This window comes from Streptomyces sp. BBFR102 (assembly GCF_051397025.1).
Lineage (GTDB): Bacteria > Actinomycetota > Actinomycetes > Streptomycetales > Streptomycetaceae > Streptomyces.
The window spans coordinates 1,121,677-1,135,682 of record NZ_CP195757.1; the positions used below are offsets into that span (position 1 = coordinate 1,121,677).

Annotated in this window: 12 protein-coding genes; 2 read left to right on the forward strand and 10 right to left on the reverse strand. The window is 72.1% G+C overall.

Features of this window, described 5'->3' with window-relative positions:
- The first annotated feature begins 78 nt into the window (after window positions 1-78).
- Complete coding sequence (locus ACSLIC_RS05135) at window positions 79-1,734, forward strand: alkaline phosphatase D family protein (RefSeq protein ID WP_436736483.1); 1,656 nt, start codon at window positions 79-81, stop codon at window positions 1,732-1,734.
- A 222-nt stretch (window positions 1,735-1,956) separates the two neighbouring features.
- Here the strand turns inward: ACSLIC_RS05135 and ACSLIC_RS05140 are convergent, their stop codons facing one another.
- From ACSLIC_RS05140 to ACSLIC_RS05165, 6 genes are all read right to left on the reverse strand, one after another.
- Complete coding sequence (locus ACSLIC_RS05140; protein ID WP_436736484.1) at window positions 1,957-2,526, reverse strand: dienelactone hydrolase family protein; 570 nt, start codon at window positions 2,524-2,526, stop codon at window positions 1,957-1,959.
- Between the two features lie 80 nt (window positions 2,527-2,606).
- Window positions 2,607-4,193 carry a Na+/H+ antiporter gene (locus ACSLIC_RS05145; protein WP_436736485.1) on the reverse strand — a complete coding sequence of 529 codons (1,587 nt, stop codon included), beginning with the start codon at window positions 4,191-4,193 and terminating at the stop codon, window positions 2,607-2,609.
- A gap of 127 nt (window positions 4,194-4,320) precedes the next feature.
- Window positions 4,321-4,806, reverse strand: a complete 486-nt coding sequence (locus tag ACSLIC_RS05150; protein WP_436736486.1) for a GNAT family N-acetyltransferase — start codon at window positions 4,804-4,806, stop codon at window positions 4,321-4,323.
- Between the two features lie 36 nt (window positions 4,807-4,842).
- The gene (locus ACSLIC_RS05155) at window positions 4,843-5,787 is read right to left on the reverse strand and encodes an RluA family pseudouridine synthase (protein WP_436736487.1); all 945 of its coding nucleotides are present in this window, start codon (window positions 5,785-5,787) and stop codon (window positions 4,843-4,845) included.
- A gap of 80 nt (window positions 5,788-5,867) precedes the next feature.
- Complete coding sequence (lspA, locus tag ACSLIC_RS05160; protein ID WP_436736488.1) at window positions 5,868-6,479, reverse strand: signal peptidase II; 612 nt, start codon at window positions 6,477-6,479, stop codon at window positions 5,868-5,870.
- A 97-nt stretch (window positions 6,480-6,576) separates the two neighbouring features.
- Complete coding sequence (locus tag ACSLIC_RS05165; RefSeq protein WP_436736489.1) at window positions 6,577-7,035, reverse strand: TraR/DksA family transcriptional regulator; 459 nt, start codon at window positions 7,033-7,035, stop codon at window positions 6,577-6,579.
- Window positions 7,036-7,646: 611 nt separating this feature from the next.
- Here ACSLIC_RS05165 and ileS point away from each other — a divergent pair.
- On the forward strand, window positions 7,647-10,790 hold the full coding sequence (ileS, locus tag ACSLIC_RS05170) for an isoleucine--tRNA ligase (RefSeq protein ID WP_436740273.1): 3,144 nt from the start codon (window positions 7,647-7,649) through the stop codon (window positions 10,788-10,790).
- 167 nt (window positions 10,791-10,957) lie between these two features.
- On the opposite strand, the gene ACSLIC_RS05175 is transcribed toward ileS, so the two are convergent.
- The 4 genes from ACSLIC_RS05175 to ACSLIC_RS05190 all read right to left on the reverse strand — a co-directional run bounded on the left by ACSLIC_RS05175 (window position 10,958) and on the right by ACSLIC_RS05190 (window position 14,002).
- A complete protein-coding gene (locus tag ACSLIC_RS05175) occupies window positions 10,958-12,154 on the reverse strand; it encodes a DivIVA domain-containing protein (protein WP_436736490.1) in 1,197 nt (398 codons plus the stop codon).
- A gap of 55 nt (window positions 12,155-12,209) precedes the next feature.
- Window positions 12,210-12,494 carry a YggT family protein gene (locus ACSLIC_RS05180; protein WP_436736491.1) on the reverse strand — a complete coding sequence of 95 codons (285 nt, stop codon included), beginning with the start codon at window positions 12,492-12,494 and terminating at the stop codon, window positions 12,210-12,212.
- 52 nt (window positions 12,495-12,546) lie between these two features.
- Complete coding sequence (locus tag ACSLIC_RS05185) at window positions 12,547-13,158, reverse strand: cell division protein SepF (protein ID WP_436736492.1); 612 nt, start codon at window positions 13,156-13,158, stop codon at window positions 12,547-12,549.
- A 124-nt stretch (window positions 13,159-13,282) separates the two neighbouring features.
- Entirely contained in the window at window positions 13,283-14,002 is a 720-nt protein-coding gene (locus ACSLIC_RS05190; RefSeq protein ID WP_436736493.1) for a YggS family pyridoxal phosphate-dependent enzyme, read from the reverse strand.
- Between the last annotated feature and the right edge of the window lie 4 nt (window positions 14,003-14,006).

The window sequence follows — 14,006 nt, forward strand, 5'->3', positions numbered from 1 at the left end:
CCGAGACTCGGGCGACTTTCCCCACCCGGCCACTTTTGGCGTGTACGGAACATCAATGCGCGTCTACGGTACTCAGCCGTGACCAGTCGAACCGAGCACCACCCCAACCCCACCCGGGGCGCGACCCCCAGCCGCCGCACCGTCGTCAAGGCGGCAGCGGCCACCGGCGCCCTGCTCCCGCTGGCCGCGGCCACCACCGCCAGCGCCGCGGCCACCCCTCAGTTCCTGCACGGCGTCGCCTCGGGCGACCCGCTGCCCGACGGCGTCCTGCTGTGGACCCGCGTCACCCCCACCGAGGAAGCGCGGCCCGGTTCCGGCATCGGCCCGGACATCGAGGTCGGCTGGGAGATCGCCGCCGACGCCGCCTTCTCCTCGGTCGTCGCCCGCGGCACCGTGACCGCGCGGGCCGCCACCGACCACACCGTCAAGGCCGACGTACGCGGCCTCTCGCCCGCCACCGGCTACTGGTTCCGCTTCACCGCCGGCTCCACCGCCTCCCCCACCGGCCGCACCCGCACCGCCCCCGCCGCCGCGGCCTCCCCGGCCGGGCTGCGGTTCGGGGTGGTCTCCTGCGCCAACTGGGAGGCGGGCTGGTTCTCCGCCTACCGCCACCTCGCGGCCCGCGGCGACCTGGACGCCGTGCTGCACCTGGGCGACTACATCTACGAGTACGCCAGCGGCGCCTACCCGGCGAAGCCGGTCCGCCCGCACCGCCCGGCGCACGAGATCACCACCCTCGCCGACTACCGGCTGCGCCACGCCACCTACAAGACCGACCCCGACCTGACCGCCCTCCACGCCCGTCACCCGGTCATCGCCATCTGGGACGACCACGAGTTCGCCAACGACGCCTGGTCGGGCGGGGCGCAGAACCACACGCCCGGCGCCGAGGGCGAGTGGAGCGAGCGGTCGGCCGCCGCCCGGCAGGCGTACTTCGAGTGGATGCCGGTCCGCGCCTCCACCGAGGGCACGGTCTTCCGGCGGCTGCGCTTCGGCGATCTCGCCGACCTGCATCTGCTGGACCTGCGCAGTTTCCGCTCCGAGCAGGTCTCCATCGGCAACGGCGAGGTCGACTCCCCGGACCGCAGCATCACCGGGCGCGCCCAGCTCGACTGGCTCAAGGCGGGACTCTCCGGCTCCCAGGCCGCCTGGCAGTTGGTGGGCACCTCGGTGATGATCTCGCCGGTCGCCTTCGGCTCCGTCCCGGCCCACCTGCTGAAGCCGCTCGCCGAACTCCTCGGCCTGCCCAGCCAGGGCCTCGCGGTCAACGTCGACCAGTGGGACGGCTACACCGCCGACCGCACCGAGCTGATCCGCCACCTGCGCACCGCCGGCATCCGCGACACCGTCTTCCTCACCGGCGACATCCACATGGCCTGGGCCAACGACGTGCCGGTGACGGCGGCGACGTACCCGCTCTCGGAGTCGGCCGCCACCGAGTTCGTCGTCACCTCGGTCACCTCCGACAACCTCGACGACCTGCTGCACGTCGCCCCCGGCACGCTGTCGACGGTGGCCGAGGGCGCGGTGAAGGCCGCCAACCGGCACGTGAAGTGGCTCGACATGGACGGGCACGGCTTCGGCGTCCTCGACGTGACGCCCGAACGCTCCCAGATGGACTACTACCTGCTCTCCGACCGGGCCGATCCGGGCGCCACGGCCTCCTGGCTCCGCTCGTACCGCACCCCGCGCGGCACGCACCGGGTGGAGCGGGCGGACGCGCCGGTCGCCTGACCCGGCCCGGCTCCGCCACGGCCCCCTGGCGGAAGGCGCAGCACGGAGGGTGACGCGCCGCCAGGGGGCCGCCGCCGCCCGCCACCCGCTCCGTGCGCTGTGCCCTGAGTGCGCCGGGCAGATGATCGGCGGTCGCTGCCTCAGCGGCGACGGGCCGACGCCGACCAGCGGTCACCCGCCGGTGAGCGCCCCGCCGCACCCGGTCCTGGCGGCTGGTTCCGGTCAGAGCGAGTCGAGGAACCCCTGGACCGTCCGCCAGGTGGCCTCGGCCGCCTCGGCGTCGTAGTCGGGGAGGTCGGGGTCGGTGTACAGGTGCCCGGCGCCCGGGTAGCGGTAGACCTCCACGTCGGCGCCGGCCCGCCGCATCCGCAGGTACCAGGCGTTGAGCCAGTCGTGCGGCTCGAAGGGGTCGTTCTCGGTGACGTGCAGCTGGACCGGCAGGTCCTCGGCGGTCGCGTCGTCCGGCAGATCGGAGGTGCCGGAGAACAGGACCAGGCCGCGCGCCTTCTCGTCGGCGAGGGCCAGGTTCTGGGCGATGGCCCCGCCCAGCGAGAACCCGGCGTAGACCAGCCCCTTGTCGGAGTGCGGGGCGGCGGCCCGTACGGCCCGCTTCAGCAGCTCGTCCGTACCGATCTCGTCCCGCAGCGCCAGCCCCTCCTCCATGTCCGCCGGACTACGTCCCTCGAACAGGTCGGGCACGTGCACCTGATGCCCGGCTTCCCGCAACCGCTCGGCCGCCCGTTCCAGCGCGGGCCGCACCCCGTAAACGGAGTGGATCAACAGAATCTCCATACCGGCATCCTCCCACCCACCGCTCGGGCCGGCCGCCGGGCCCGATCCGCACCCGGCCGGACCCGGGACCGGCGCCTCGCTCAGCGAAGGCTCCGCACGTCCAACTGCCGGAGCACCCGGTCCACCACCTCGGGATCGGCCCCGGGCTCGTTACGGGCCGACAGCACCTCATGCCGCGCAGCGGACATCATCTCCCGCTGCACCCGCGACATCGCGGCCACCCGCTCGGCCCGCTGCACCCACCACTCGCGCCGCTCGTCGTCGAGCAGGTCGGGACTGATCCGGACCCCGATGTCGAGGGCGCCGCGCTGCAACCGCTCGCTGATGTCCTCGGGCAGTTCCTCGGTCGCCTCGATCTCCTTGAGCCTGCGCCGCGCCGCCTTCGCCGCCCGGACCGCCAGATCGTGCTCCAGCTTGTGCTCGGCGTCGGTGTCCGCCTTGACGCCGAGCGTGCGCACCAGCCACGGCAGGGTGAGCCCCTGCACCAGCAGGGTGGCCATGATCACGCAGAAGGCGATGAAGATGATCTCGTCGCGCGCCGGGAAGGGCTTCCCGTCGTCGGTGGTGTGCGGGATGGCGAGGGCCAGCGCGACGGAGGCCACTCCGCGCATCCCGGACCACCACATGACGACCGTCTCGCGCCAGGAGGTGGGGATCTCCTCGTTCTCGTCGGGCAGGCCGTGCATCTTCTGGGCGAGCCAGGTGGTCGGCAGCAGCCACAGCAGGCGGACGCCGACGACGACGGCGACGATCGCCACGCCCCAGCCGATCATCTGCCCCTCGCGGCCCTCGGCGGCCCGGATGACGGTGTGCAGCTCCAGGCCGATGAGGCCGAAGGCGATACCGGTGACCAGGGTGTCGACCACGTGCCAGAAGGTCTGCCCGGTGATGCGTCCCAGCACGTCGTCGGCGTCGAGGGCGGTGCCCGCCAGCAGCAGCGCGGTGGTGAGGACGGCGAGGACACCGGAGCCGTGCAGTTCCTCGGCGAGGATGTAACTGGCGAACGGCACCAGCAGGGTCAGCCCGGTCTGGAGCGTGGCGTCGCCCAGCATCGACATGATCTTCTTGCTGACCCAGCCGAGCGCCAGACCGACCGCGACGGCCACGGCCGCCGACAGGAAGAACTGGGCGACGGCCCCACCCCAGGAGAAGCTCCCGGTGAGCGCCGCGGCGATGGCCACGTGGTAGAGCACGATCGCGGTGACGTCGTTGAAGAGCCCCTCGCCCTCCAGCACGGAGACCAGGCGCCGGGGCAGCCCCAGCTGTCCGGCGACGGCGGTGGCGGCGACCGGGTCGGGCGGGGCGACCAGCGCGCCGAGCGCCACGGCGGCGGCCAGCGGCAGCCCGGGCACGATGGCGCCCGCGACGCCCGCGACGGCCGCCGTGGTGACGAAGACCAGAGCGACGGCGAGCAGCAGGATGGGCCGGTAGTTGGCGGTGAACTGCCGCCATGAGGTCCGTTGCACCGCCGCGTAGAGCAGGGGTGGCAGGACCAGCGGGAGGATGTACTCCGGCGGCACGTTCACGTTGGGGACGAAGGGCAGCAGCGCGAGGACGATCCCGCCGAGGGTCATCAGCACCGGGGCGGGAAGCCCCAGCCGGTCCCCCAGCGGCACCGTGACCACGGCGCCGAGCAGGAGCAGGAGCAGCAGCGCCAACTGGTCCACGGTGTGGCCTCCGGCAAGGTCGGTACGTCACGAAAACGTTCCCACTCTGCCACGCCACCGCCCCGCCGGTCCCCCCGCCCCCCTCGGCCCGCAGCGCCGCACCGCTGGTCAGGGGCTCACGAGAGGGCTACAGCTCCCGGCGCATCGCCCGGTGCGCGATGCCCGCGTCCTCGAACTCCGGTCCGTACGCCTGGTATCCGAGCCGCTCGTAGAAGCCGAGGGCGTGTGTCTGGGCGTGCAGGTCGACCGCGCGCAGCCCCAGTCCCCCGGCCGCGTGCTCCAGCCCGCGCACCAGGGCCGCGCCGACTCCGAGGCCGCGCGCGGTCTGGCGGACGGCGAGCCTGCCGAGGGCGCCGACGCCGGGGTCGCCACCGGTCCGGCCGGCCGCGGCGGGCCCGTACAGCAGCCGACCGGTGCCGAGCGGCCCGTCGGGGCCTTCGGCGAGGACGTGCACGGTGTCGCTCTCCGGGGCGTCGAAGGCGTCGTACTCGATGGCCTCGTCGACGCCCTGCTCGGCGACGAAGACCTCCTTGCGGACCGCGAAGCACGCCTCCCGGTCGGCGGGTCCCTCCGCGGCGCGTACGCGCACGTCGCAGGGGGCGGGCTCACTCATGCGCGCGGACTCCTTCGAAGACGGGGGCGGGAGCGGTCAGGCGCCGCTCTCCGCGCGCACCGTGTCCAGTGCGTGCTGGAGGTCGGCCGGGTACCTGCTGGCGAACTCCACCCAGCTGCCGTCGGCGGGGTGCTCGAAGCCGAGCCGCACCGCGTGCAGCCACTGCCGGGTGAGGCCGAGCCGCTTGGCGAGGGTGGGGTCGGCGCCGTAGGTGAGGTCGCCGACGCAGGGGTGGCGGTGGGCCGACATGTGCACCCGGATCTGGTGGGTGCGGCCGGTCTCCAGCTTGATGTCGAGCAGGGAGGCGGCGCGGTACGCCTCGATCAGGTCGTAGTGGGTGACCGAGGGCTTGCCCTCGGCGGTGACGGCCCACTTGTAGTCGTGCTGGGGGTGGCGGCCGATGGGGGCGTCGATGGTGCCGCTCATCGGGTCGGGGTGGCCCTGGACGAGCGCGTGGTAGCGCTTGTCGACGGTCCGCTCGCGGAACTGCTGCTTGAGCAGCGTGTACGCCCGCTCGGACTTGGCTACCACCATCAGGCCGGAGGTGCCGACGTCGAGGCGGTGGACGATGCCCTGGCGCTCGGCGGCGCCGGAGGTGGAGATGCGGTAGCCGGCGGCGGCGAGGCCGCCGATGACGGTGGTGCCGGTCCAGCCGGGGCTGGGGTGCGCGGCGACGCCGACGGGCTTGACGATGACGACGATGTCGTCGTCATCGTGGACGATCTCCATGCCCTCGACGGGCTGGGCGACGACCTGGACGGGTGCGGGGGCGGCCGGCATCTCGACCTCCAGCCAGGCGCCGCCGTGCACGCGCTCCGACTTTCCGACCGCGGCGCCGTCGACCAGCACCTTGCCGGCTGCGGCCAGCTCGGCGGCCTTGGTGCGGGAGAAGCCGAACATCCGGGAGATGGCGGCGTCGACGCGCTCGCCCTCCAGGCCGTCCGGCACGGGCAGGGTGCGGATCTCGGGAATGGTGCTCACCCGTCGAGTATGCCGGACGGTGGCGGCGCGCCGGACGCCGCCGTCGGGCGGAGGGACGGCGGCCGGGCCGGGCGCGTGCCTCAGTCCTTGTGGACGGTGCCGTCCGGGTCGAGGCCGCGGAAGGAGAGGATCACGATCAGGATGCCGCCGCAGACGATGGCGGAGTCGGCGAGGTTGAAGACCGCGAAGTTCTTCGGCGCGAGGAAGTCCACCACGGCGCCCTCCAGGACCCCGGGGGCCCGGAAGACGCGGTCGGTGAGGTTGCCGAGGGCGCCGCCGAGCAGCAGGCCGAGCGCGAGGGCCCACGGCAGGCTGTAGAGCTTGCGGGCGAGCCGGGCGATGACCACGATCACGGAGGCGGCGATCACCGTGAAGATGATCGTGAACGCCTCACCGAAACCGAAGGCCGCGCCCGCGTTGCGGATGACCCGCAGTTCGAACCAGTCCCCGAGCACCTGGACGGGCGCGTGGTGCTCCAGCTTCGCGACGACCAGCAGCTTGCTGCCGAGGTCCAGCAGGTACGCGAGGAGGGCGACGGCGAAGAGCACCGCGACCCGGCGCGGGCCCCGCACCGCGGCCGCGGTGGCTCCCTCCCGCTCTGCGTCCTCGCCCGGCTCCGGCGGCTCGGCCCGGTCCGGCTCGCGCGCTTCAGGGGTCTCCGGGATACCGATGATGCGCTCCGCCTCTGCCACGTGTGTCCCTCGACGATGGGTTAGATGCCCCGAGGGTACGACACGGGCGCGCCCGTGCGAGCCCCAGTAGGGCTCCCGGACGCGCCCGAGGGGCGTCTCAGCCCCGGCGCTCCTGCTTCTGCTTGCAGTCGACGCAGAGGGTGGCCCGGGGGAACGCCTGGAGGCGGGCCTTGCCGATCGGGTTGCCGCAGTTCTCGCAGCTGCCGTAGGTGCCCTCGTCGAGCCGGACCAGGGCCTGCTCGGTCTGGCGGAGCATCTCGCGGGCGTTGGCGGCGAGCGACAGTTCGTGCTCGCGGGTGATGTTCTTGGTGCCGGTGTCGGCCTCGTCGTCCCCCGCCCCGCCGCCACTGTCCCGCATCAGCCCGGCCAGGGCCTGGTCGGACGCGTCGATCTCGGAGCGGATGCGCTCGGCGTCGGCGCGCAGTCCCGCGCGGGCCTCCTCGGCCTCGCCCTCCGTCCAGGGGTCCTCGCCCGGCCGCACCGCCAGTGCCTCGGCCCCGGCGCGTGTCTGCGGCACCTGCCCGGACTTCTCCGCCGTACCCGTCTTCTTCGCCACCACGGAGCCGGCCTCCTGCGTCTCGTCGGCCGCGCCGGGGCACGGCCCTCCTGCCCGGGGACGTGGCCGTCCTTCCGGGTCCTGCCGCGGCACCCGCACCCGCGTTCCCACCGGCGCGCACCGGTCCCGCTCCACCCGGCGGGATCTGCTCGCACGTCGTGCTGGGACGATAAATCGACTTCCGGCCGTCGGCAACGGGGCACGCCGCCACCCGCCGGACGCCCGGAGTCCTTCGTGCCCCCGCCACCCGCCGGATATGCCCCCGGCCCGCCGGACGGCGGCCCCGTAACCCGGTCGGCCCCGACGCCCGCGCGCCGTACACTGACGGCAGCGAGAAGCGACGATGGGGACGAGTAGCGTCGTCAGCGGCCGTGAGCGACCCGGGGACGGTGGAAGCCCGGGGGTCCGCCCGACGTGAAGATCACCCCGGAGCCGCCGGAGGAAAGCCCGGGCAGGGCGAGTAGAACCGGCATCGCGCCCCCAATGAGTGGGCGGCGCCGTCCCGGCGACGGCGCAGGCCAAGGAGGGTGGTACCGCGGCGGTCCGCAAGGCCGTCGTCCCTCCGACGGAATGCAGCAGTCCGTTGGAGGAGCGCCTCGATGACATCCCCGGTGAACCCGCCCCAGTACCGCCAGGTACCCGCCCAGGTCGACCTGCCCGCCCTGGAGCACGCGGTCCTCGACTTCTGGCGCGAGAACAAGATCTTCGCCAAGACCCTGGAGCAGTCCGAGGGCCGCCCGGAGTGGGTCTTCTACGAGGGCCCGCCGACCGCCAACGGCATGCCCGGCGCCCACCACATCGAGGCCCGCGTCTTCAAGGACGTCTTCCCCCGCTTCCGCACCATGCGCGGCTACCACGTGGGCCGCAAGGCCGGCTGGGACTGCCACGGCCTCCCCGTCGAGCTGGCGGTGGAGAAGGAGCTGGGCTTCAACGGCAAGAAGGACATCGAGGCGTACGGCATCGCCGAGTTCAACGCCAAGTGCCGCGAGTCGGTGACCCGGCACACCGACGCCTTCGCCGAGCTGACCACCCGCATGGGCTACTGGGTGGACATGGACGGCGCCTACCGCACCATGGACTCCTCGTACGTCCAGTCGGTCTGGTGGTCGCTGAAGCAGATCTTCGAGAAGGACCTGCTGGTCCAGGACCACCGCGTCGCCCCCTGGTGCCCGCGCTGCGGCACCGGCCTCTCCGACCACGAGCTGGCGCAGGGGTACGAGACGGTCGTCGACCCGTCGGTCTTCGTCCGCTTCCCGCTCACCTCGGGCCCGCTGGCCGGCCAGGCGTCCCTGCTCGTCTGGACGACCACGCCGTGGACCCTGGTCTCCAACACCGCCGTCGCCGCCCACCCGGACGTCCGGTACCTGGTCGCCACCGACGGCACCGAGAAGCTGGTCGTCGCGGAACCGCTGCTGGAGAAGGCGCTCGGCGAGGGCTGGACGGCCACCGGCGAGTCGTTCACCGGCCGGGAGATGGAGCGCTGGACCTACCGGCGCCCGTTCGAGCTGGTGGAGTTCCCGGCCGAGGCGCACTACGTCGTCAACGCCGAGTACGTCACCACCGAGGACGGCACGGGTCTGGTCCACCAGTCCCCCGCCTTCGGTGAGGACGACCTCCTGGTCTGCAAGGCGTACGGCCTGCCGGTGGTCAACCCGGTCCGCCCCGACGGCACCTTCGAAGAGGAACTGCCGCTGGTCGGCGGGGTCTTCTTCAAGAAGGCCGACGAGGCGCTCACCGCCGACCTGGACGCCCGCGGCCTCCTCTTCCGCCACGTGCCCTACGAGCACAGCTACCCGCACTGCTGGCGCTGCCACACCGCGCTGCTCTACTACGCGCAGCCGTCCTGGTACATCCGGACCACCGCGGTCAAGGAGCGGCTGCTGGAGGAGAACGAGCGGACCAACTGGTTCCCCGACTCCGTCAAGCACGGCCGGTTCGGCGACTGGCTCGAGAACAACATCGACTGGGCACTCTCCCGCAACCGCTACTGGGGCACGCCGCTGCCCATCTGGCGCTGCGAGGAGGCGCACCTGACCTGCGTCGGCTCACTGGCGGAGCTGAGCGAGCTGACCGGCACCGACCAGTCGGAGCTGGACCCGCACCGCCCGTACATCGACGAGATCACCTTCACCTGTACCCACGCCAACTGCCAGCTGGAGGCGTACCGGGTCCCGGAGGTCATCGACGCCTGGTACGACTCGGGCTCGATGCCGTTCGCGCAGTGGGGCTACCCGCACCGGAACAAGGAGCTGTTCGAGCAGCGCTACCCGGCGCAGTTCATCTCCGAGGCGATCGACCAGACCCGCGGCTGGTTCTACACGCTGATGGCCGTCGGCACCCTGGTCTTCGACAAGTCCGCTTACGAGAACGTCGTCTGCCTCGGCCACATCCTGGCCGAGGACGGCCGGAAGATGTCCAAGCACCTGGGCAACATCCTCCAGCCCATCCCGCTGATGGACCAGCACGGCGCCGACGCCGTCCGCTGGTTCATGGCGGCCGGCGGCTCGCCCTGGGCGGCCCGCCGGGTGGGCCACGGCACCATCCAGGAGGTCGTCCGCAAGACGCTGCTGACCTACTGGAACACCGTCGCCTTCCAGGCCCTGTACGCGCGCACGGCCGGCTGGGCCCCGTCCGCCGCCGACCCGGCCCCGGCCGGCCGGAGCGTCCTGGACCGCTGGCTGCTGAGCGAGCTGAACACCCTGGTGCAGGACGTCACCGAGGCGCTGGACAGTTACGACACGCAGCGCGCCGGCAAGCTCCTCTCCGCCTTCGTCGACGACCTCTCCAACTGGTACGTCCGCCGCTCGCGCCGCCGCTTCTGGCAGGGCGACCCGGCAGCGCTGCGCACCCTGCACGACGTGGTGGACACGGTGACGCGGCTGATGGCGCCGCTGGTGCCGTTCATCAGCGAGCGCGTCTGGCAGGACCTGGTGGTGCCGGTCACCCCGGACGCCCCCGAGTCGGTCCACCTCGCCGCCTGGCCCGAGGCCGACACCGCCGCCGTCGACCCGGAGCTGTCCCGTCAGATGGCGCTGGTCCGCCGCCTGGTGGAACTGGGCCGGGCCACCCGCGCCGAGTCGGGCGTCAAGACCCGCCAGCCGCTCTCCCGCGCGCTGGTCGGGGTGACCGGCTTCGCCGAGCTGCCCCCGGAACTGCGCGCGCAGATCACCGAGGAGCTGAACGTCTCCTCGGTCGAGTCCCTCTCGGAGGTCGGCGGCTCGCTGGTCGACACCACCGCCAAGGCCAACTTCCGCGCGCTCGGCAAGCGGTTCGGCAAGCGCGTCCAGGAGGTCGCCAAGGCGGTCGCCCAGGCCGACGCGGCGGCGCTCTCGCTGGCCCTGCGTGAGGGGACCGCCACGGTCACCGTGGACGGCGAGGTGATCGACCTGGTACCCGAGGAGGTCATCGTCACCGAGACGCCGCGCGAGGGCTGGTCGGTCGCCTCCGACTCCGGCGCCACGGTCGCCCTCGACCTGGAGATCACCGAGGAGCTGCGCCGGGCGGGCCTGGCCCGGGACGCGATCCGGCTGATCCAGGAGGCTCGCAAGAACAGCGGCCTGGACGTCGCCGACCGGATCGCGCTGCGCTGGACCGCGACCGACCCCGCCGTCGTGGAGGCGCTCGACGAGCACGCCGGGCTCATCGCCGACGAGGTCCTCGCCACCGACTTCGCCACCGGCACGGGTGACGAGGCGTACGGCGAGCCGTTCACCGACGAGGCGCTGACGCTCACCTTCCGGCTGCGCCGCGTCTGACCGGCGCCGCACTCGGACGCAGAGCCGGGCGGACCTCCTCGGAGGACCGCCCGGCTCTGCGTTTCCCCGCACCCCCGCCCGTACGCGGCGGGTACGACGACGCGGGCCCGGCCCCCACCAAGGGGGGCCGGGCCCGCGTCTGAATGCCTAGGACACCTGGAGCGCCGTCAGTTGTCGTCCTCGTCGATGAGGAAGCCGCGCATCGGGGCCGGAGCCTGCTGCATCGGCGCCGGGGCCTGCGGCCGGACCGGAGCCATCGGCTGGGTCATCGCCGGGGTCATCTGCTGCTGGCCGCCACCGTAGGAGGGGCCGCCCTGCTGCTGGTTGCCGCCCATCGACTGGTTCGGGTGACCGCCCATGCCGCCCGCACCGCCTCCCGCCATGGACCCGCTCATCTGCGGGGCCGGCGGCAGCGAGGCCGCGGCGGGGGTGCGCGGGGGTGCCAGCGAGTCGTCGGACTGGGTCTCCAGCTGACGCAGCTGGCTCTCCAGGTACGACTTCAGGCGGGTGCGGTACTCGCGCTCGAAGCCGCGCAGGTCCTCGACCTTGCGCTCCAGCGTGGCGCGGGCGGACTCCAGGGAGCCCATCGCGACGCGGTGCTTCTCCTGCGCGTCCCGCTCCAGGGCGTCGGCCTTGGCGCGGGCGTCCCGCTCCAGACCCTCGGCACGGCTGCGCGCCTCACCGACGATCTTGTTGGCCTCGGAGCGCGCCTCCGCGATGGCCTGATCGGCCGTCTGCTGGGCGAGCGAGAGCACTCGGGCGGCGCTGTCGCCACCGGGTCCCTGACCGGGCTGCGGCAGCTGCGGACCGCCGTGACCGCCCATGGGGCCGCCCATCGGACCGCCCTGGCCCATCGGACCGGGACCCTGCTGACCCATCGGACCGCCGGGACCCTGCTGACCCATGGGTCCGGGACCCTGCTGACCCATCGGACCCGGGCCCTGCTGACCCATCGGACCGGGGCCGTGCTGGCCCTGCGGGCCGGGACCGTGGCCGTGACCGCCGGGGCCTGCCGGAAGCTGCGGGGCACCGCCCGGAAGCTGCGGCGGACCACCCATGTGCTGCTGCTGTTGCTGCTGCTGGGGCGGCACCGGCTGCGGTCCCGATATGGCGGCGGGCACCGGAGCGCCGGGACGATCCTGCTGCTCCTGCTGCTTGCGCATCCCCTGTTGCTGCTGGTTCTGCGCGGCAGCCCGCGTGGCGGCGGCGAGTTTGGCGCGCAGGTCCTCGTTCTCACGGAGCAGGCGCGTCAGTTCGGACTCGACCTCGTCGAGGAAGGCATCGACCTCGTCCTCGTCATAGCCTTCTCGGAGGCGGACGGTCGTGAACTGCTTGTTCCGCACGTCCTCGGGGGTCAACGGCATCTCTTCACCTCAACGTAGTCGTCGGCATTCGGCAAGAACGTAGCTGACATCACGCTCACAGCAGACTCACGACGGAGATCAAGATGCAGACGATGATCATCAGTACGAAGAAGGACAGGTCGAGCGCTACGCCCCCGAGACGGAGAGGCGGGATGAACCGCCGCAGAAGCTTGAGCGGTGGATCGGTGACAGTGTAGGTCGCCTCCAGAAGCACGACCATCGCCTTGCCCGGTTGCCACGAGCGGGCGAACTGGAACACGTAGTCCATGACCAGACGGAAGATCAGCACGATGAGAAAACACGTCAGCGCGATGTAGAGCACTTCCCCGAAAACGCCCATTGCCGCGCTGCCCTCTCCCCTGGCTCATACTGTCCGTCTTCTCGTCGGCGTCTCAGCTCTGGTTGAAGAACCCGCCCTCTGCGATGCGAGCCTTGTCCTCCGCCGTGACATCGACGTTAGCAGGCGACAACAGGAACACCTTCTGCGTCACCCGCTCAATGCTTCCATGAAGACCGAAGACCAAACCGGCGGCAAAGTCGACAAGTCGCTTCGCGTCGGTGTCGTCCATCTCCGTGAGATTCATGATCACCGGAGTGCCCTCACGGAAGTGTTCCCCGATGGTACGGGCTTCGTTGTAGGTCCGGGGGTGCAGAGTCGTGATGCGGTAGGGCTCACGCTCGGAGACAACCTTGGGCATGATCACCGGGGCGTTCTTCTCCAGGCTCTGACGTTCAGGTGTGATGGATGCCACGGGGGCGATTCGGGCGGGTCGTCCGGATTCCGCCGGCAGCGGAACGGGTTCGCGCTCGCGCTGTGCCGGAGGCTGGGGGGCGCGTACCGGTTCCTCGGCCTGCTCCTGGTGTGCCGCGGCGTGCCGGCGCCGGTCGCGCTCGGGCTCCGGCTCGGGCTCGAACTCGTCGTCGGGGTCGAACCCCGGGCCGTCGTACCCATCGTCCTCCACGAGGCCGAGGTAGACCGCCATCTTGCGCATCGCGCCGGCCATGCTCTGAGTCCTCCGCTCTGTGGTGGATCAACTGACGCCAAACGTGCCCGCGATCCACGAAGTCACCCCGCCGAACTGCGGGAATGACCATATTTTCTGCTGTGGTCCGACTTGCATCGCGACGTTACCCGAGCGGGGGTCGGACTCCGAGTACCGCACTGCCGACGCGTACATGTGTCGCCCCGGCCGCCACGGCGTGTTCGAGGTCCCCGCTCATCCCCGCGGAAACCATGGTGGCAGCAGGCCAGGCCGCCCGCAGGGAGGTTGAGATTTCCCTCAGTCGTCCGAAGGCCGCCGACGGCCGCCCGGCGTACTCGCCGGACAGAGGTGCGACGGTCATCACACCGCCGAGCCGGAGTCCCGGCGCCCCCTCGATCAGCCTGGCCAACTCCTCTACACCGTCCGGCGACACGCCGCCCCGGTCACCCCGCCCGCCGGCCTCCGCGTCGAGGGCCACCTGGACCAGGCAGCCCAGTTCACGCCCGGCCCGTTCGGCGGCAGAGGAGAGGGAGGTCACCAGCTTCGCACGGTCGACCGACTGCACGAAATCGGCGTAACCCGCCACGGAGCGGGCTTTATTGGTCTGCAACTGGCCCACGAAGTGCCAGGTGAGACCGAGGTCCGCACAGGCCGCCGCCTTCGGGGCGGCGTCCTGGTCGCGGTTCTCGGCGACCTCCCTGACGCCGAGTTCGGCCAGCAGCCGCACGTCGGAGGCCGGGTAGGTCTTGGTGACCACGATCAGGGTCACCTCACCGCGGTCCCGGCCGGCCGCCGCGCAGGCTCCGGCGATCCGCTGTTCCACCCGCTCCAGGTTGGCGGCGAGTTCGGTCTTTCGGTCGGTCATCTCT